The sequence below is a fragment of the Crenobacter caeni genome (assembly GCF_010435965.1).
Taxonomy (GTDB): domain Bacteria; phylum Pseudomonadota; class Gammaproteobacteria; order Burkholderiales; family Chromobacteriaceae; genus Craterilacuibacter; species Craterilacuibacter caeni.
Map to the genome: position 1 here is coordinate 1 of NZ_JAAGAA010000018.1, position 16,182 is coordinate 16,182.

A 16,182-nucleotide genomic window follows, 5' to 3' on the forward strand; every position below is an offset into this window, starting at 1 on the left:
CAGGAGCGGCTCACATCATGGATCGGGCATAGCTGCCCATCAAGAATCCGGATAGATTAGAGCAAGCCTTCCCTGTCATTGTTCATCACGATTCTGTCCTTGCAAAGTTCAGGCTGACCATAGATTGTAGCGACAAGCCCCTTGCATCCCAAACGCCCCCGACGGCCCGCGAAACCCCGACGTAAAAACGGTCGGCGAGGCGCTGGCTAACTCGCGATTCGCTACCGTCGAATCGCTCAGACAGGAGCCAGCTTAAAACCTCGCCGGCCGCTTTTACGCCGGCGCGAGCCTGACGGGGATTGGCGGCTGGCGAGCAAGTATTTGCATCGTAGGTGGTGGGTTGCGCTACAGATAGCGGCTAGTCCATCCTAGAGCCTGATTAGCCTTATTCTGGGGGGAGCTCTGTTGGCGGCAAGTTTGTGACGTGCATAGGTAAGACGCGCTTACCTTCTAGAAGCTCTAGAGTCATCTGACGCATGCGTCCTTGTTCTGATTCGATTTGCCCATGTGCTACCGGGGAATATGTCCCGTTCTTTATCTGGGTTTTGTTGAAGTCATAGCCTAGTGATTTGCCCATCGCGTGTAAGAGATCGACCAAAAGATCGATTCGCTTATTGCCCCAAGTCGGAGCATCTAGCTGCTGAGGATTACCAAGATGGTCGAGGTACTGTTGCCAGACATCCAATACAGCCTTTTCGGTAGGGATTTTGGATGAAAACTCCAAGTCGATTCTATTGAGCGCTTCAACATGAGCAGGCGCAAGCGTGTATGCGCGTGTTGCCATGAGTGTTTTGAATACTTGGAGCTTTCGTCCTTGAACTTCGTTGCGGTCATCGAGATATCGTGTTACTTGCACAGCAATGAGCGGGCTCACTATCGTAGCAAGAACTATTAGTCCGTCAGTAAGGGACACCATTTTCCTTTGATGCTCAGAGTTAAATGCACATCTGTGCGGATATTGGTCAATATGGCTTTGGAGGTGGATTACGGCGGCGTTATGCACCGACGCCTCAGGCGAGCAGGGTGTCGTGCATGGCCGAGCGCCAGTCCTGGAATTCGATGGCGCCCAGCTGCAGGTACGCCAGCATGGCCGGGCCGACGTCGTCCCAGCCCGGGTCGGCCTCGAGGTCGGTCTGCGTCCGCCACACATGGCGCGCGGCGCGGGCGAGCGCGATCATGCGCAGCGCCTCGTCGCCCAGCCGGGACGACGATTTTTCAAAGGCGTCCGGGTCGTACTGCTCGAGGATGGCGCGGCAGAAGTTTTTCGGCATGTGCCAGGCGCGCGCCAGCATATAGCCCAGCACCGCGTGGTGGGTGTTGTGCAGCGCCTGCTCGATGGCGCAGAGCTGGTTGTCCCGGGTGCGGGCGGTCATGGCCAGCGTCTGGCCGTACTTGGGAAAGTGCAGCAGCATCAGCGGGATGCCGCAGCCGCGGAACAGCGCGAAGCTCTGGCTGTCTTGGGGGCAGGCCAGCACCAGCCGCGCCAGCTGGTTGACCAGGAGCGCGCAGGCGCCTGACTCGTCCCAGTAGGCTTCCAGCGCGGGGCTGGACGGTTGCGAGAACTGGCTGCGCAGCACCATGGTGTTGACCAGGTGCATCACGCTTTGCGTGCCCAGCAGGCTGATGGCCTGCGCCACCGAGGTGATGGCGCGCTGCTGGCCCAGCAGCGGCGAGTTGGCCGCCTTGAGCACGGCGGCCGACAGCGCCAAATCCTGCCCGATCAGTTGCACCAGGCTGTCGGGCGCGATGTCGCCGGCCTGTTTCAGCGTCTCCAGCTGTTCCAGCAGCACGGGGCGCGGCGGGATCACCAGGTTTTTCAGCAGCGATTCCGTGTTGTCCCGATCCAGCAGAATTTCGTCAGCCATCTTATTTCTTTGTCATTTAAACATCCGCATTATATGCGCTTGATTTTCACGCTGTCCGCTTTCATGGCGGGGTTGCGCCGTGCTGCGCACGGCGGGGGCCGGCGCGGCGTGCGGCTGGCCTGTCCGTGGCAGGGGGGGGCACGGGTGTAACGCCGGCCGTGCAGCGGTCACGGCAGGGGGCTTGTCATTCGATATATAAAAACACATAATGTAAGAACTGCTAACGAAGGAGCCACCATGAGCCACAACTACCAGGAACTGGCCGCCGCCCTCGGCGCCAAGGTCGCCGAGCTGCGCCGCGAAATCCCCGAGACGATGAAGGGCTTCGGCCAGATGAACCGGGCCGCGCACGCCGACGGCGCGCTGGACAACAAGCAGAAGGAGCTGATCGCGATCGCCATCGGCATCGCCGGCCGCTGCCAGGGCTGCCTCGCCTTCCACGCCAAGGCGCTGGTCGAGCTGGGCTGCACGCGTGCCGAGTTCCTCGAGATGCTGCAGGTGGCGGTGTACATGGGCGGCGGCCCGTCGCTGATGACGGCGGCCGAGGCGCTGATGGCGTACGAGAGCTTCGGCGGCGAGCGCGCACTGCAGCCGGCCGGCGCAGAGGCCAGCCCGCTGTAAAGCGCGCGTCGCGCTGTAGGGAAGGCAAGACAAACGCCCCGTGTCCCGTCAGGGATGCGGGGCGTTGCCGCGTCAGGCGGGCAGCAGCGCGGCGAGCACCTTGCGGCCCTCGGCGTGCAGGATGTTGTAGGTGCGGCAGGCGGCGGCGCTGTCCATCACCTCGACGCCGACGCGCGCGGCCGACAGCGCGGCGTACAGGCGCGGGTGCAGCAGGCGCTGCGCCTTGCCGCAGCCGACCAGCACCACCTCCGGCTCGAAGCGGGCGAGCTCGGCGAAGTGCTCGGGCGCGAGCGCGTCGAACGAGGTCGCGCTCCATTGCGCGGCGTGTTCGCCGCACACCACGAGCGGGTGGCTGTAGCGGGTCTGGCCGAGCTCGAAATAGCCGTCGCCGTAGCCGCTGAACAGGTGGTGGCCGGCGAGCTCGGACTGGTGCAGTTTCATGGGCGGGTTTCCTTGCGCGAGGGGGGCGCCGCTGGCTAGTGCAGCGCAGCAGCGGATGGGATAGGATTATAGCCGACTGTAATGACACTCAGGTGGCGGCGCGCGTGCCGCGCCGGCCTGACCTCACCTACGCGGGCGCGGCCCGCCAGAAGGATTCTGCCCCATGCAACCCGTGCGCAAATCGCAGAAGCTTGCCAACGTCTGCTACGACATCCGCGGACCGGTGCTCGAGCACGCGAAGAAGATGGAAGAAGAAGGCCATCGCATCATCAAGCTCAATATCGGCAACCCGGCGCCGTTCGGCTTTTACGCGCCGGACGAGATCACCGCCGACATGATCGCCAACCTGCCGGCGGCCTCCGGCTACGCCGACTCCAAGGGCCTGTTCGCCGCGCGCAAGGCGATCATGCACTACACGCAGGAGAAGAACATCCCCGGCGTCGGCCTGGAGGACATCTACGTCGGCAACGGCGTCTCCGAGCTGATCGTGATGGCGATGCAGGCGCTGCTCGACAACGGCGACGAGGTGCTGGTGCCGGCGCCGGACTACCCCTTGTGGACGGCGGCGGTCAGCCTGGCCGGCGGCCGTGCGGTGCACTATGTGTGCGACGAGGCGCAGGGCTGGTTCCCCGACATCGCCGACATCGAGGCCAAGATTACGCCGAACACCCGCGCCATCGTGGTGATCAACCCGAACAACCCGACCGGCGCGGTCTACCCGCAACCCTTGCTCGAGCAGATCGTCGAACTCGCCCGCAAGCACCAGCTGATCATCTACGCCGACGAGATCTACGACAAGGTGCTGTACGACGGCGAGCACCACGTGTCGATCGCCAGTCTGGCGCCGGACGTGCTGTGCGTGACGATGAACGGCCTCTCCAAGAACTACCGCGCCTGCGGCTACCGCGCCGGCTGGATGTCGGTGTCCGGCGAGAAGCGCCACGCGCGCGACTATATCGAGGGGCTGAACATGCTCGCCTCGATGCGCCTGTGCGCCAACGTGCCCGGCCAGTACGCGATCCAGACCGCGCTGGGCGGCTACCAGAGCATCAACGACCTGGTCGCCCCCAGCGGCCGCCTGGCGCGCCAGCGCGACCTCGCGTTCGAGATGCTGAGCGCGATGCCCGGCGTCTCCTGCGTGAAGCCCAAGGGGGCGCTCTACATGTTCCCGCGCCTCGACCCCGAGGTGTACCCGATCGCCGACGACCAGCAGTTCATCCTCGAGCTGTTGCAGCAGGAGAAGGTGCTGCTGGTCCAGGGGACGGGGTTTAACTGGATTGCACCGGATCACTTCCGCGTGGTATTCCTTCCGAATACGGACGACCTGACCGAGGCGCTCGGCCGGGTCGGGCACTTCCTCGAAAACTACCGCCTGCGCCACGGTACCAACTGAACGCCAGGGCGGACCACAACAAGGGACCGTGCGCGGTCCCTTCTTTGCAGCGAACACGAGCATAAAACCAGGAGCACAAGCATGAAGCCGATCAATATTGGCCTGATGGGGGTAGGGACGGTCGGTGGCGGTGTCGCCACCGTATTGAAGCGCAATGCTGAAGAAATCAGCCGTCGTGCCGGCCGCGACATCCGCCTGACCATCGCTGCGCGCCGCAATGTCGAGCAGGCGCGCGAGCTGGTCGGCGAGGAAGTCATCATCGTGGCCGACGCCTTCGCGGTCGTCGACCACCCGGACGTCGACATCGTGGTCGAGCTGATCGGCGGCGACACCGTCGCCAAGGACCTGGTGCTGCGCGCGATCGCCAACGGCAAGCATGTGGTCACCGCCAACAAGAAGCTGCTGGCGCTGCACGGCAACGAGATCTTCGCGCGCGCGCAGGAGAAGGGCGTGATGGTCGCGTTCGAGGCGGCGGTCGCCGGCGGCATCCCGATCATCAAGGCGCTGCGCGAGGGCCTGAGCGCCAACCGCATCGAGTGGATCGCCGGCATCATCAACGGCACCTCCAACTTCATCCTGACCGAGATGCGCGAGAAGGGCGCGAGCTTCGCCGACGTGCTTGCCGAGGCGCAGCGCTTGGGGTACGCCGAAGCCGACCCGACCTTCGACGTCGAAGGCCACGATGCCGGCCACAAGCTGACCATCATGGCGGCCATCGCGTTCGGCATCCCGATGAACTTCGGCGCGTGCTACCTCGAGGGCATCAGCCGCCTCGACGGCCGCGACATCCGCTACGCCGAGGAACTGGGCTACCGCGTGAAACTGCTGGGCCTGACCCGCTGCACCGAGGACGGGGTCGAACTGCGCGTGCACCCGACGCTGATCCCCGAGGGCCGCCTGATCGCCAACGTCAACGGCGTGATGAACGCGGTGCTGGCCAAGGGCGACGCGATCGGCCCGACTCTCTACTACGGCGCGGGCGCCGGCGCCTTGCCGACCGCGTCGGCGGTGGTCGCCGACATCGTCGACGTCGCTCGCCTGATGACGGCCGACCCCGAGCACCGCGTGCCGCACCTCGCATTCCAGCCGGACCAGCTCAAGGACCTGCCGCTGCTGCCGATGGACGAGGTAGTCAGCTCCTACTACCTGCGCATCAGCGTGACCGACCGCGCCGGCGTGCTGGCCGAGATCACCCGATTGCTCGCCGAGAACGGCATCTCGATCGAGGCGTTGATCCAGAAGGGCTCGCTGTCCGAAGGCACGGCCGAGGTGGTGCTGTTGACCCACCGCGTGAAGGAGCGCCAGGCCAACGCGGCGATCGCCGCGATCGAATCGCTGGCCAGCGTCACCTGCCCGGTGGTGCGCCTGCGCATGGAAGAACTCAATGGCTGAGCTTGCACCCGGCGTCAACGTCCGCCGGGCAGCGCGGGGCGACCTTGCGGCGATCGTCGACATCTACAACTCGACCATCGCCTCGCGCATGGTCACCGCCGACCTTACGCCGGTCAGCGTGGCAGATCGCGAGCCTTGGTTCGCCGCGCACGGCGAGCGCCACCCGCTGTGGGTCGCCGAGGCCGGCGGCCGGGTAGTCGGCTGGGCCAGCCTGTCGGCCTTCCATAGCCGCGCCGCGTACGACGCGACCGCCGAGGTCAGCGTCTACCTCGCGCCGGACACCCGCGGCCGCGGGCTGGGTGCGGCGCTGCTCGCCTTTGTCGAGGCGGCGTGCCCGGCACTTGGCGTGCGCACTCTGGTCGCGCTGGTGTTCGGCCACAACGCGCCGTCGGTCGCGCTGTTCGCGCGCGCGGGCTACGCGCGCTGGGGCGAGCTGCCGCAGGTGGCTGAACTGGACGGCGTGCGGCGCGACCTCCTGATGCTCGGCAAGCACCTTACACAAGACTAAAGAGAAACCGATGAAGTACATCAGCACCCGCGGCGCGATGGCGCCGCTCGAATTCTCCGACACCGTCCTGATGGGGCTCGCCCCCGACGGCGGCCTCGCGCTGCCGGAGCGCTACCCGCAAGTCGACCGCGCGACGCTCGACGCCTGGCGCGCGCTGCCGTACCCGGAACTTGCGTTCGAGATCCTGCGCCTGTTCGCGACCGACATCCCCGAGGACGACCTCAAGGCGCTGACCGCGCGCACCTACACCGCGGCGGTGTTCGGCAGCGCAGCGATCACCCCGGTCAAGACGCTTGGCGACGGCGTGAAGATCCTCGAGCTCTCCAACGGCCCGACGCTCGCCTTCAAGGACATGGCGATGCAGCTGCTCGGCAACCTGTTCGAGTACGTGCTGCAAAAGCGCGGCGAGCGGCTGAACATCCTCGGCGCCACCTCGGGCGACACCGGCTCGGCCGCCGAACACGCGCTGCGCGGCAAGGCGAACGTCAACGTGTTCATGCTGTCGCCGGCGGGCAAGATGAGCGCCTTCCAGCGCGCGCAGATGTACAGCCTGCAGGACGAGAACATCCACAACATCGCCGTGCGCGGCATGTTCGACGACTGCCAGGACATCGTGAAGGCGGTGCAGAACGACCACGCCTTCAAGGACGCGTACCGCATCGGCACCGTCAACTCGATCAACTGGGCGCGGGTGGTCGCGCAGGTGGTGTACTACTTCGCCGGCTACTTTAACGCGACCGCGGGCAATGACGAGAAGCTCAGCTTCTGCGTGCCGTCCGGCAACTTCGGCAACGTGTGCGCCGGCCATATCGCCCGCCAGATGGGGCTGCCGATCGACCGTCTGATCGTCGCCACCAACGAGAACGACGTGCTCGACGAGTTCTTCCGCACCGGCGTCTACCGCCCGCGCACCACGGCCGAGACCTTCGTCACCTCCAGCCCGTCGATGGACATCTCCAAGGCGTCCAACTTCGAGCGCTTCGTGTTCGACCTGGTCGGCCGCGACGGCGCCGAAGTGGCCCGCCTGTGGCGCGCGGTCGACGCGGGCGAGGGGTTCGATTTGTCGGCGCGCATGGCCGACGTGCGCGAACGCTTCGGCTTCGTCTCCGGCGCCAGCAGCCACGCCGACCGCTTGGCGACCATCCGCCAGGTCGACGCCGAGGACAAGGTGGTGCTCGACCCGCACACCGCCGACGGCGTGAAGGTCGCGCGCGAGCTGCGCAAGCCTGGCGAGACCGTGCTCTGCCTGGAGACCGCGCTGCCGGCCAAGTTTGCCGAGACCATACGCGAGGCGCTGGATCGCGAACCGCCGCGCCCGGCCGGCTTCGACGGCATCGAGGACCTGCCGCAGCGGGTGGTCGAAGTCGACGCCGACGCCGACACCGTCAAGTCGCTGATCGCGCACGCGCTGGCCTGATCCGCCTTTCGCAAGACCACGGCAAGGCAGCCTGCGGGCTGCCTTTTTGCTGGGTGCGCGGCTCGCGGCGGGCGGGAATGATGTTTGTGTAAATAGGCGTCGCGTGGGCGGAATGCCGGCGTCTGCCCCGATGGTTTAATGCGGCGGAGCCTTCCCTCCAGAGGAAGGCCGTACTGGGAGCAAACCTCGATGCAAGCGTTCGAAGCGAACTTCGACGGGCTGGTCGGCCCGACCCACAACTACGCCGGGCTGTCGCACGGCAACGTCGCCTCCACCGGCAACGCCCACGGGCTCGCCAACCCGAAGGAGGCCGCGCTGCAGGGCCTCGCCAAGATGAAGGCGCTCGCCGACCTGGGCTACCGGCAGGGTGTGCTCGCCCCGCACGCGCGCCCGGACACGCAGGCACTGCGCAGGCTGGGCTTTGCCGGCAGCGACGCCGCGGTGCTCGCGCGCGCCGCGAAAGAGGCGCCGGCCATCCTCGCCGCGGTCAGCTCGGCCTCGCCGATGTGGACCGCCAACGCGGCGACGGTCAGCCCGTCGGCCGACACCGCCGACGGCCGTGTGCACTTCACGCCGGCCAACCTCAACAACAAGTTCCACCGTTCGCTCGAACACGAACAGACCGGCCGCCTGCTCAAGGCGATGTTCGCCGACGAGGCGCGTTTCGCGCACCACGCGGCGCTGCCCGCGCAGATGCACTTCGGCGACGAGGGCGCGGCCAACCACACCCGCTTTTGCGGCGACTACGGCGCGCGCGGCGTCGAGCTGTTCGTGTACGGCCGCTCGGCGTTCGCCGCCGGCGCGCCGGGGCCTGGCCGCTACCCTGCGCGGCAGACGCTGGAAGCGAGCGAGGCCATCGCCCGCCTGCACGGCCTCGCGCCCGAGGGCGTGGTGTACGCGCGGCAGAACGCCGACGCCATCGACGCGGGCGTGTTCCACAACGACGTGATCGCCGTCGGCAACGGCCATGTGTCCTTCCACCACGAACTGGCGTTCGCCGACCAGACTGCTGTGCTCGCCGAACTGTCCGCCAAGCTCGCCGCGCAGGGCGTCGCCTTCGAGGCGGTCGAGGTGCCCGCCGACGAGGTCAGCCTGGCCGACGCGGTGCAAAGCTACCTCTTCAACAGCCAGCTGCTCTGCCGCGCCGACGGGCGCATGCTGCTGGTGGTGCCCGAAGAGTGCCGCGTCAACCCGCGGGTGTCGGCCTACCTCGACAGGCTGCTGGCAAGCAATGGGCCGATCGCCGAGGTGCGGGTGTTCGACCTCAAGCAATCGATGCAGAACGGCGGCGGCCCGGCCTGCCTGCGCCTGCGCGTCGCGCTGACGGACGCCGAGGCCGCCGCGGTCAATCCGGCGGTGTGGATGGACGACGCACTCTACGCACGGCTCACCGGCTGGGTCGGCCGCCACTACCGCGACCGCCTGTCGGCCGCCGACCTCGCCGACCCGGCACTGCTCATCGAGTGCCAGCAGGCGCTCGACGAGCTGACCGGCATCCTTAGGCTCGGCAGCGTTTACCCCTTCCAGCGCTGAACGAAAAACACCCCGCGACAAATCTGCGGGGTGTTTGCCTTGGGGAAGGGCGCTCAGAACGTCGCGTTCAGGCCGATGTTGACGCCCCAGAAGTTGCCGTCGTCGCGTGCGAAGCTGCCGGTGGCCTGCGCGAACGCGGTGACGCCCGGGGCGACGTTGACCGCGCTGCCCACCCCCAGTTCGCCCCAGTTCTTCGGCAGCGCCTGCCCCTCGACGGTGAAGTTGCCGGCCGTGCTCAACAGGCCCGCCTCGATGTCGCGCGCGTCGCCCTTGAACTCGTGGTAGTAGCCGACTCTCGCGTACGGCGAGAAGCGTCCGGCGGTCGTCGCGACGTTCCAGCCGAGCGAGCCGACCAGCGACTTGACCTTCTGCTCGCCAAAGCGCATCGCGCTGAAGTCGAGCGTGTCCTCGATCAGCGCGCCGACTTTCACGTGCTCGTAGCGCAGGCCGGCCAGCGGGCCGGTGCTGACCTTGCCCCACTGCATCCGGTAGCCGCCGTTCACGTCGAAGCCGAACTGGGTCGCCCGGGTCGAGGCCGTCTGCACCGCGCGGTAGGTCGGGCCCAGGTTGATATTGCGGCGGGTGTCGAGGTCGGTGTTGCCGAGGAAGACCTCACCGTCGACCCACAGCGGCGCCGCCCGCCAGTTGCCGATCGCCGACAGCGCGAGGCTGTCGCCCTTGTAGCTGCCAAGGCTGCCGACGCCGGCGCGCGTCTTGCCGCCGCTGAAGGCGACGCCGAGCGCAAGCTCGGGCGAGGCCTGGTAGTCGAAGCCCAGCGTGCCGATCGCCTCGGGCTTGAGCGTGCCCGCTTCGACATGGTTGCGCCCGAAGCCGCCGCCGACGATGGCGCCGACGCTGTGCACCGTGCGCGGCGCGGCGTCCAGTGCGCGCGCGTGCGCGTGCAGCGTGTCGCGGATCACCTGGCGCGAGGCGAGCGGCACCTGGCCCAGCGCGTCGGCGAACGCCGGCGCGGCGAGGATGTTGGCGAAGTAGTCGCCGAGTACCTGGTGGGTGAGCGGGGTCGGGTGAAGTTCGTCGGCGAAGACATAGCTCAGACCCTGTGCCTGACCGGGGGTCTGTGCGCCGCTTTGGCAGAGCAGCGAACTGACAGTGCAGGCCGTGCCGAGGGTGTTGTTGACGCCGAAAGCCTTCGGGTTGGCCAGTACCGCTGCGAACAGGCCGGCCACGTCCGGGCGCACCACGTTGGCGCCAGTTTGCGCGATGCCGGCATCGACACTGCTGTTGAAAAGCATGGTCAGCCCGTTAAGTCCACTTTTGGTTTGTGCATAAGCGTCGCTCAGCCCTTGAAGGGTAGCGCTACCGCCAAGAGCCTGAGAGGCTGCGAGGAGTGCATCGTTGGTGACCGTTTGTGTGCTGGCTGCAGTGTCTGTGCTGGCGAGGCTTAGCTTTTGCCACGCTGCACCGATTGCAGCGCTGCTGTTGCCGGAGGTATTTGTCGCTGCGGCATACTTCTGAATAGTCAGATACAAAGCGGCAGGTGTGTTGCCGAGGGCTGGCAGGTTGGGGACCATGATCAGCCTGGCGCCAGCCTTGGAGAGCTGGCCGACTTCTTTTGCCAGCAAGGAGGCGACCTTTGCCGCGTTCTGTTGAGGATCACTTGTGGCTGCCACCGCCTGAATGTCGTTGCCGCCAGTCCACACGAAGTAGAGCGCGCTCGGGTCGGCCTTGCCGCCGCTGCGCTTTAGGTAATCGGAGATCTGGGTCGGCAGGTCGCGAATATTCAGGCCGCCAGGCCCTTGGTTGGCGGTTTCGAGTGACTGGGCGCCGCCTTGCGCGTAGTTGTTGCCGGCCGGGTTGTAGCCGGTCAGCGTGTTGGTCGCGCTGAGGCTCAGGCCAAGGTCGGCCGCGAGCACGTTGACGGCGAGTGGGGCATTGTTGGTGGTCCAGCGGCTGCCGTCGGGTAGTCCGCCCACGCCACTAAAGGCACCAGTATCGCTCAGGCTGTCGCCGAATACCCAGAGTTGATCGAATGTGCCGGCTTGCGAGAAACCGCTCAATAGCGCGAAAGCGACGGCGGCGCTGCCGCGGCGCAGGGTGGATGCTTGCATGGAATGCCCCTCTGTTTTTTATGGTGTGTCATGCGAATGAAATGTCCGCATGAAGCAAATATTCTAAATGCAAGAGCGGACGTCAACAGCGGCTTGGGGCAGTCCGGTTACAACGGTTAGAATGCGCCCATGTGCAGACGTTTTTTCGCGACACTTTGCGCGTTGCTGGTGGCTGGCGCCGCGGCAGGTGCGCCGGCCGGGCAGGATCTCGCGCAGTTGCGCGAGCGCGCGCAGCGCTTTGTCGACGCAGAGGCCGTGCGTCACCGCCTGCCCGCGCAGCGGGTCGGCCCGCCGGACGCGCGGGTGTTCCTGCCCGCGTGCGACGCGCTGGAGACCGCGTGGCCGGACGGCCGACCGGCAGGGCAGGTCGCGGTGCGCTGCCCGTCGCTGGGCTGGTCGCTGGGCCTGCCTGTCGAGGCGGCGCGCGTCGCCCGCCGCGTGTTTGTCGCCAGCGGCCTGATCGCGACGGGGCAGGTGCTGACCGCCGCCGACATCAAGCTGGCCGACGTCGGCAACGCGACGCTGGCGCGCCAGGGGGTGGACGACGCCTCGCTGCTGCTGGGCAAGGCCGCGCGCGCGCAAATCCCGCCGGGGACGGTGTTGCGCCCGACCGCGCTGCGCGCGCCGTTTGTCGTGCGCATGCGCGCGCCGGTGCGTGCGCTGGTCGAATACGGCGGGGTGCGGGTGGCCGCCGATGGCGTCGCCAACAACAACGCGGCGGCTGGAGAGTCGGTGGCGGTCAGGATGCCGTCCGGCCGCGTGGTGCAGGGCGTCGCGCGTGACGACGGCAGCGTCGTCGTCAATGTGCGCTGAGTCTTAAAGAAACGGCTCGAGCGGCCGATAAAGAGGCAGAGTAGTTTTGCCGGACAAGGAATGACCATGAAAATCGATGCAGCGAGCAAGGCGTCCGCCGCGTACGCGCCGCAGGCCAAGTCCGCGCGCCGCGAAGAGCCCGCGCGTGCGCAGGCGGGCAGCGAAAAGGTCGCGATCAACCCGCTCTCCGGCCAGTTGCAGGCCGCCGCCGCCGAGCCCGCGTTCGACGCGGCCAAGGTCGACGCGATCCGCGCGGCGATCAGCGCCGGCGAGTACCTAGTCAACGCCGAGGCGATCGCCGACGGCCTGATCGCCACCGCGCGCGACCTGATCGGCCGGCCGTGACGGCCATGTCTTTTGATGCGCGCTTTGTCGCTTGTTGTGACGCCGAGCGAGGGCTGCTCGAGCGGCTCGCGGCGCTGCTCGCCGACGAACAACGCGCGCTGTTGCGGCTGGACGGCGCACCGCTGATCGCGATCGCGCGCGACAAGGAAGCGCTGCTGGCCGAACTCGCCGCACAGGGCAAGGCGCGTCTTGCGCTATGCGGCGACGCCGGCTTGTCCACGCCGGACGACATCGCGCGCTGGTTGCCCGGCGTGGACGCCGCCGTGCGCGAGGCGTGGCTCAGGCTCGAGACCGCGCTGATGCGCGCGCGCACCCTCAACGATGCCAACGCCGAGACCAGCCGCGAACGCGCGGCGATGGCCGAGACCTTACTCTCCGAGATCCGCGACACCCTGCGTCGCGAGGCCGGTTACGACCGCTCGGGCGCGCAGGCCGCCCCCGCCGGCAGCGGCCGCAAGCTCGGCAGCGCCTGACGCCGGCGCGCCATGCCGATGCGCTTTGTGTTATCTTCGGGGCGGGTTTGACCACTTTTTCCGCATGCCGCCATGACCTTGCTCGCCCTGATCGCCGCGCTGGCGCTCGAACAGATCCGGCCCCTCGGTAACCGTAACCGGGTCTGGCTGCTGTTCGTCCGCTACGCCAACCATCTGGAGCGCAACTTCAACGCAGGCTCCGCCCGCCACGGCGTCATCGCCTGGCTGGCGGCCATCGTGCCGGCGGTGGCGATCGCGCTCGGCGTCTACTGGCTGCTCGGCCAGTTAAGCCCCGCGCTGGCCTTCGTGTGGAACGTGTTCGTCCTCTACCTGACGATGGGCTTTCGCCACTTCTCCGGCGCCTTCTCCGAAATCTCGCTGGCGCTCTCCGAAGGCCGCGAGCACGACGCGCGCGGCGCGCTCGGCCAGTGGCTGGGAACGCCGACGTCGGACATGTCGGTGAACGAGGTGTCGCGCCTGGCGATCGAGCAGGGCGTGCTCGACAGCTACCGCCATGTGTTCGGCACCATGTTCTGGTTCGTCGTGCTGCCCGGCCCGGCCGGCGCCTTGCTGTACCGGCTCGCCAGCGTCCTCGCGCAGAAGTGGGGCGAGCGCAACCTCGACGAGGACCCGTTCGGCCGTTTCGCCGCGCGCGCCGGCCTGTGGCTGGACTGGCTGCCGGCCAGGCTGACCGCGGCGAGCTTCGCGGTGGTGGGCGACTTCGAAGACGCCGTCTACTGCTGGCGCTCTCAGGCGAGGACCTGGGGCAACTACACGGCCGGCATCCTGCTTGCGTCGGCCGCCGGCGCGATCGGCGTGCGCCTGGGCGACCCGCTCAGGCAGGACTACGGGCTGAAGATCCGCCCGGAGCTGGGCACCGGCGACGAGGCCGACCCCGCCTTCCTGAAAAGCGCGGTCGGCCTGGTCTGGCGCTCGGTACTGCTGTGGCTGGGTTTCCTGCTGCTGCTCTCGGTCGCCGGCCTGTTTGCCTGACTTACTTCGGCGGCTGAAGGCCGCCCGTCGCGCCGCCCCGGCACAGGGGGCGGCGTCGTCGTTTTATGAACATTGATACGCGGCCTGCCAGCGCGGGCCGCCGGAGCAAGACATGACATTTGCCGAGCTTGGCCTCTCGCCCGAAATCCAGAGGGCCATCGACGAGCTGGGCTACACCGAGCCCACGCCTATCCAGGCGCGCGCGATCCCGCTGGTCACCAGCGGTACCGATTTGATGGCCGCCGCGCAGACCGGGACCGGCAAGACCGCCGCCTTCGTGCTGCCGCTGCTCGAGCGCCTGAAGAAGTTCGCCAGTGCCAGCGCATCGCCGGCGATGCACCCGGTGCGCGCGCTGATCCTGACCCCGACCCGCGAGCTGGCCGACCAGGTCGGCGAGAACGCCGCGCGTTACACCAAGTACCTGCCGCTGCGCACGACGACCGTCTACGGCGGCGTCAACATGGACCCGCAGACCGCCGAGTTGCGCCGCGGCGTCGAGATCCTGATCGCGACCCCGGGCCGTCTGCTCGACCATGTCGGCCAGAAGACGGTGATGCTGAACAAGGTCGACATCCTGGTGCTCGACGAAGCCGACCGCATGCTGGACATGGGCTTCATCCCCGATATCCGCAAGATCGTCGCGCTGCTGCCGAAGACGCGGCAGACGCTGCTGTTCTCCGCGACCTTCTCGCCGGAGATCAAGAAGCTGGCCGCCGAGTTCATGCGCGACCCGCAGACCGTCGAGGTCGCCCGCCAGAACTCGACCAACGCCGACGTCGAGCAGCTGGTGTACGAGGTTGACGCTTACCGCAAGCGCGCGCTGCTCTCCCGCCTGATCCGCCAGCGCGACATGAGCCAGGTGATCGTGTTCTGCAACACCAAGCTCACCGCCGACCGCCTGACCCGCGAGCTGCAGCGCGAGGGCCTGGCCGCCGAGGCGATCCACGGCGACAAGGCGCAGAGCGCGCGCCTGGAGACGCTTGCCGCGTTCAAGTCGGGCGAAGTGAAGGTGCTGGTCGCGACCGATGTCGCCGCGCGCGGGCTCGACATCTCCGAGCTGCCCTTCGTCGTCAACTACGAGCTGCCGCACTCGCCGGAAGACTACGTGCACCGCATCGGCCGCACCGGCCGCGCCGGTGCCAGCGGCGTCGCCATCTCGCTGATGTCGCCGTCCGAGACCAAGTTCCACGAGCAGATCGAGAAGCTGACGCGGCAGAAGCTGACCCCGCAGCAGGCCGAGGGCTTCGCGCCGGGCCGTGCGGTCGAGCCGAGCGCCGACGCGCCGCGTGGCCGCGCCGAGCGCGACGCGCGCCACGACAAGGGCGAGCGGGCAGAACGCGGCGAGCGTCACGAGCGTAGCGACCGCCACGAGCGGCGCGACAAGCCCGAGCGTTACGAGCGGGCCGACCGCGCGCCGCGCGGCGATCGCCACGAGCGCGCCGACAAGGCCGCCGAGCGCAAGGTGATCCGCGTCGACCGCTACCCGCAGGACAACCGTCTGCTGGAGGATGACGGCCGGCCGGATACGCCGCGCATCCCGGGGCGCCGCCGCCGTCCGGGTGACAAGCGCGAGGTATCGGCGCTGCTGTTGCCGCCGCGTTACAAGTAAGCCGTCCGCCTTCGCCTCCCAAGGCCGCCTTCGGGCGGCCTGTTTCTTTGCGGGAACCCCAACGATGACCGTCAAACTTGCCACCGCGCGGCTGACCCTGCGCGAACTGTCCGCCGCCGACGCGGACTTCCTGGTCGAACTCTTGAACAGCCCGACCTTCCTGCAGCAGGTTGGCGACAAGGGCGTGCGCGACGCGGCGGGCGCCTTGCGCTACCTCGACTCCGGTCCCGGTGCGAGCTACCGGGAGCACGGCGCCGGGCTGTGGCGGGTGGGCCTGGCTGGTTGCGACACGCCGATCGGCATCTGCGGGCCGGTGTTCCGGCCGCAGCTGCCGGCGCCCGACCTCGGCTTCGCGCTGTTGCCCGCCTACGCGGGGTACGGCTACGGCTTCGAGGCGGGCCAGGCGTGCGTCGACTACCTGCAAGGCGAAGCGGGCGTCTGCGAACTATTGGGCATCACCGACGACGCCAACCTCGCCTCGCAAGGCCTGCTGGTGAAGCTTGGCTTCGCCTGGGACGGTTACCGCGAGGTGTACCCGGGCGAGCCCGCGCTCAGGCTGTACCGGCGCGCACGCTAGCGCGCGACTTCGCGCACGGCAAACACCGGCAGCTCACCCGCCGCTCACCCGCCGCCACGGCGAACAGGCGGTCGATATTCGGGTGGCTGCCGGGGTGCTCTGCTCGTTCTTTGTGAATGACAGACCGCCCATG

General features: G+C 67.6%; 16 protein-coding genes. 12 read left to right on the forward strand and 4 right to left on the reverse strand.

Annotated features, from left to right (window positions below; all coding sequences use genetic code 11):
- Positions 1-385: 385 nt before the first annotated feature.
- Together GZH52_RS15600 and GZH52_RS15605 are read right to left on the reverse strand one after the other, a co-directional pair.
- Entirely contained in the window at positions 386-913 is a 528-nt protein-coding gene (locus tag GZH52_RS15600; protein ID WP_163317867.1) for a DUF6680 family protein, read from the reverse strand.
- A gap of 97 nt (positions 914-1,010) precedes the next feature.
- Positions 1,011-1,865: an HDOD domain-containing protein gene (locus tag GZH52_RS15605; RefSeq protein ID WP_163317868.1), complete on the reverse strand. Its 855-nt coding sequence runs from the start codon at positions 1,863-1,865 to the stop codon at positions 1,011-1,013.
- A 237-nt stretch (positions 1,866-2,102) separates the two neighbouring features.
- On the opposite strand from GZH52_RS15605, the gene GZH52_RS15610 reads away from it, so the two are divergent.
- Positions 2,103-2,486: a carboxymuconolactone decarboxylase family protein gene (locus GZH52_RS15610; RefSeq protein WP_163317869.1), complete on the forward strand. Its 384-nt coding sequence runs from the start codon at positions 2,103-2,105 to the stop codon at positions 2,484-2,486.
- 72 nt (positions 2,487-2,558) lie between these two features.
- Here GZH52_RS15610 and GZH52_RS15615 read toward each other — a convergent pair whose 3' ends face one another.
- Positions 2,559-2,927, reverse strand: a complete 369-nt coding sequence (locus GZH52_RS15615; RefSeq protein WP_163317870.1) for an Mth938-like domain-containing protein — start codon at positions 2,925-2,927, stop codon at positions 2,559-2,561.
- 163 nt (positions 2,928-3,090) lie between these two features.
- Here GZH52_RS15615 and GZH52_RS15620 point away from each other — a divergent pair, with 163 nt between their 5' ends.
- From GZH52_RS15620 to astB, 5 genes are all read left to right on the forward strand, one after another.
- Positions 3,091-4,320 (forward strand): pyridoxal phosphate-dependent aminotransferase, encoded by a 1,230-nt coding sequence (locus tag GZH52_RS15620; protein WP_163317871.1) that lies wholly within the window; start codon positions 3,091-3,093, stop codon positions 4,318-4,320.
- Between the two features lie 81 nt (positions 4,321-4,401).
- On the forward strand, positions 4,402-5,712 hold the full coding sequence (locus GZH52_RS15625; protein ID WP_163317872.1) for a homoserine dehydrogenase: 1,311 nt from the start codon (positions 4,402-4,404) through the stop codon (positions 5,710-5,712).
- Positions 5,705-6,220: a GNAT family N-acetyltransferase gene (locus tag GZH52_RS15630; RefSeq protein WP_163317873.1), complete on the forward strand. Its 516-nt coding sequence runs from the start codon at positions 5,705-5,707 to the stop codon at positions 6,218-6,220. The genes GZH52_RS15625 and GZH52_RS15630 overlap by 8 nt, the downstream gene beginning before the upstream one ends.
- A 10-nt stretch (positions 6,221-6,230) precedes the next feature.
- Entirely contained in the window at positions 6,231-7,637 is a 1,407-nt protein-coding gene (gene thrC, locus GZH52_RS15635; RefSeq protein ID WP_163317874.1) for a threonine synthase, read from the forward strand.
- 189 nt (positions 7,638-7,826) lie between these two features.
- Positions 7,827-9,170: an N-succinylarginine dihydrolase gene (astB, locus tag GZH52_RS15640; RefSeq protein ID WP_163317875.1), complete on the forward strand. Its 1,344-nt coding sequence runs from the start codon at positions 7,827-7,829 to the stop codon at positions 9,168-9,170.
- Positions 9,171-9,223: 53 nt separating this feature from the next.
- Here the strand turns inward: astB and GZH52_RS15645 are convergent, their stop codons facing one another.
- Complete coding sequence (locus GZH52_RS15645; protein WP_163317876.1) at positions 9,224-11,239, reverse strand: autotransporter outer membrane beta-barrel domain-containing protein; 2,016 nt, start codon at positions 11,237-11,239, stop codon at positions 9,224-9,226.
- Between the two features lie 129 nt (positions 11,240-11,368).
- On the opposite strand from GZH52_RS15645, the gene flgA reads away from it, so the two are divergent.
- From flgA to GZH52_RS15675, 6 genes are all read left to right on the forward strand, one after another.
- A complete protein-coding gene (gene flgA, locus GZH52_RS15650; RefSeq protein WP_163317877.1) occupies positions 11,369-12,052 on the forward strand; it encodes a flagellar basal body P-ring formation chaperone FlgA in 684 nt (227 codons plus the stop codon).
- A gap of 66 nt (positions 12,053-12,118) precedes the next feature.
- On the forward strand, positions 12,119-12,397 hold the full coding sequence (flgM, locus tag GZH52_RS15655; RefSeq protein ID WP_163317878.1) for a flagellar biosynthesis anti-sigma factor FlgM: 279 nt from the start codon (positions 12,119-12,121) through the stop codon (positions 12,395-12,397).
- A gap of 5 nt (positions 12,398-12,402) precedes the next feature.
- On the forward strand, positions 12,403-12,870 hold the full coding sequence (locus GZH52_RS15660; protein WP_163317879.1) for a flagella synthesis protein FlgN: 468 nt from the start codon (positions 12,403-12,405) through the stop codon (positions 12,868-12,870).
- A gap of 72 nt (positions 12,871-12,942) precedes the next feature.
- Positions 12,943-13,863, forward strand: a complete 921-nt coding sequence (locus GZH52_RS15665; protein ID WP_163317880.1) for a CobD/CbiB family protein — start codon at positions 12,943-12,945, stop codon at positions 13,861-13,863.
- A 112-nt stretch (positions 13,864-13,975) separates the two neighbouring features.
- Positions 13,976-15,472, forward strand: a complete 1,497-nt coding sequence (locus tag GZH52_RS15670; RefSeq protein ID WP_163317881.1) for a DEAD/DEAH box helicase — start codon at positions 13,976-13,978, stop codon at positions 15,470-15,472.
- Between the two features lie 64 nt (positions 15,473-15,536).
- Positions 15,537-16,049 carry a GNAT family N-acetyltransferase gene (locus GZH52_RS15675; protein WP_163317882.1) on the forward strand — a complete coding sequence of 171 codons (513 nt, stop codon included), beginning with the start codon at positions 15,537-15,539 and terminating at the stop codon, positions 16,047-16,049.
- Positions 16,050-16,182: the final 133 nt, after the last annotated feature.

Excerpts from the sequence above, each read along its gene's own strand:
- GZH52_RS15605 (WP_163317868.1), bottom strand. The coding sequence starts at position 1,865 with ATGGCTGACGAAATTCTGCTGGATCGGGACAACACGGAATCGCTGCTG.
- GZH52_RS15610 (WP_163317869.1), top strand. The coding sequence starts at position 2,103 with ATGAGCCACAACTACCAGGAACTGGCCGCCGCCCTCGGCGCCAAGGTC.
- GZH52_RS15615 (WP_163317870.1), bottom strand. The coding sequence starts at position 2,927 with ATGAAACTGCACCAGTCCGAGCTCGCCGGCCACCACCTGTTCAGCGGC.
- GZH52_RS15620 (WP_163317871.1), top strand. The coding sequence starts at position 3,091 with ATGCAACCCGTGCGCAAATCGCAGAAGCTTGCCAACGTCTGCTACGAC.
- GZH52_RS15625 (WP_163317872.1), top strand. The coding sequence starts at position 4,402 with ATGAAGCCGATCAATATTGGCCTGATGGGGGTAGGGACGGTCGGTGGC.
- GZH52_RS15630 (WP_163317873.1), top strand. The coding sequence starts at position 5,705 with ATGGCTGAGCTTGCACCCGGCGTCAACGTCCGCCGGGCAGCGCGGGGC.
- thrC (WP_163317874.1), top strand. The coding sequence starts at position 6,231 with ATGAAGTACATCAGCACCCGCGGCGCGATGGCGCCGCTCGAATTCTCC.
- astB (WP_163317875.1), top strand. The coding sequence starts at position 7,827 with ATGCAAGCGTTCGAAGCGAACTTCGACGGGCTGGTCGGCCCGACCCAC.
- GZH52_RS15645 (WP_163317876.1), bottom strand. The coding sequence starts at position 11,239 with ATGCAAGCATCCACCCTGCGCCGCGGCAGCGCCGCCGTCGCTTTCGCG.
- flgA (WP_163317877.1), top strand. The coding sequence starts at position 11,369 with ATGTGCAGACGTTTTTTCGCGACACTTTGCGCGTTGCTGGTGGCTGGC.
- flgM (WP_163317878.1), top strand. The coding sequence starts at position 12,119 with ATGAAAATCGATGCAGCGAGCAAGGCGTCCGCCGCGTACGCGCCGCAG.
- GZH52_RS15660 (WP_163317879.1), top strand. The coding sequence starts at position 12,403 with ATGTCTTTTGATGCGCGCTTTGTCGCTTGTTGTGACGCCGAGCGAGGG.
- GZH52_RS15665 (WP_163317880.1), top strand. The coding sequence starts at position 12,943 with ATGACCTTGCTCGCCCTGATCGCCGCGCTGGCGCTCGAACAGATCCGG.
- GZH52_RS15670 (WP_163317881.1), top strand. The coding sequence starts at position 13,976 with ATGACATTTGCCGAGCTTGGCCTCTCGCCCGAAATCCAGAGGGCCATC.
- GZH52_RS15675 (WP_163317882.1), top strand. The coding sequence starts at position 15,537 with ATGACCGTCAAACTTGCCACCGCGCGGCTGACCCTGCGCGAACTGTCC.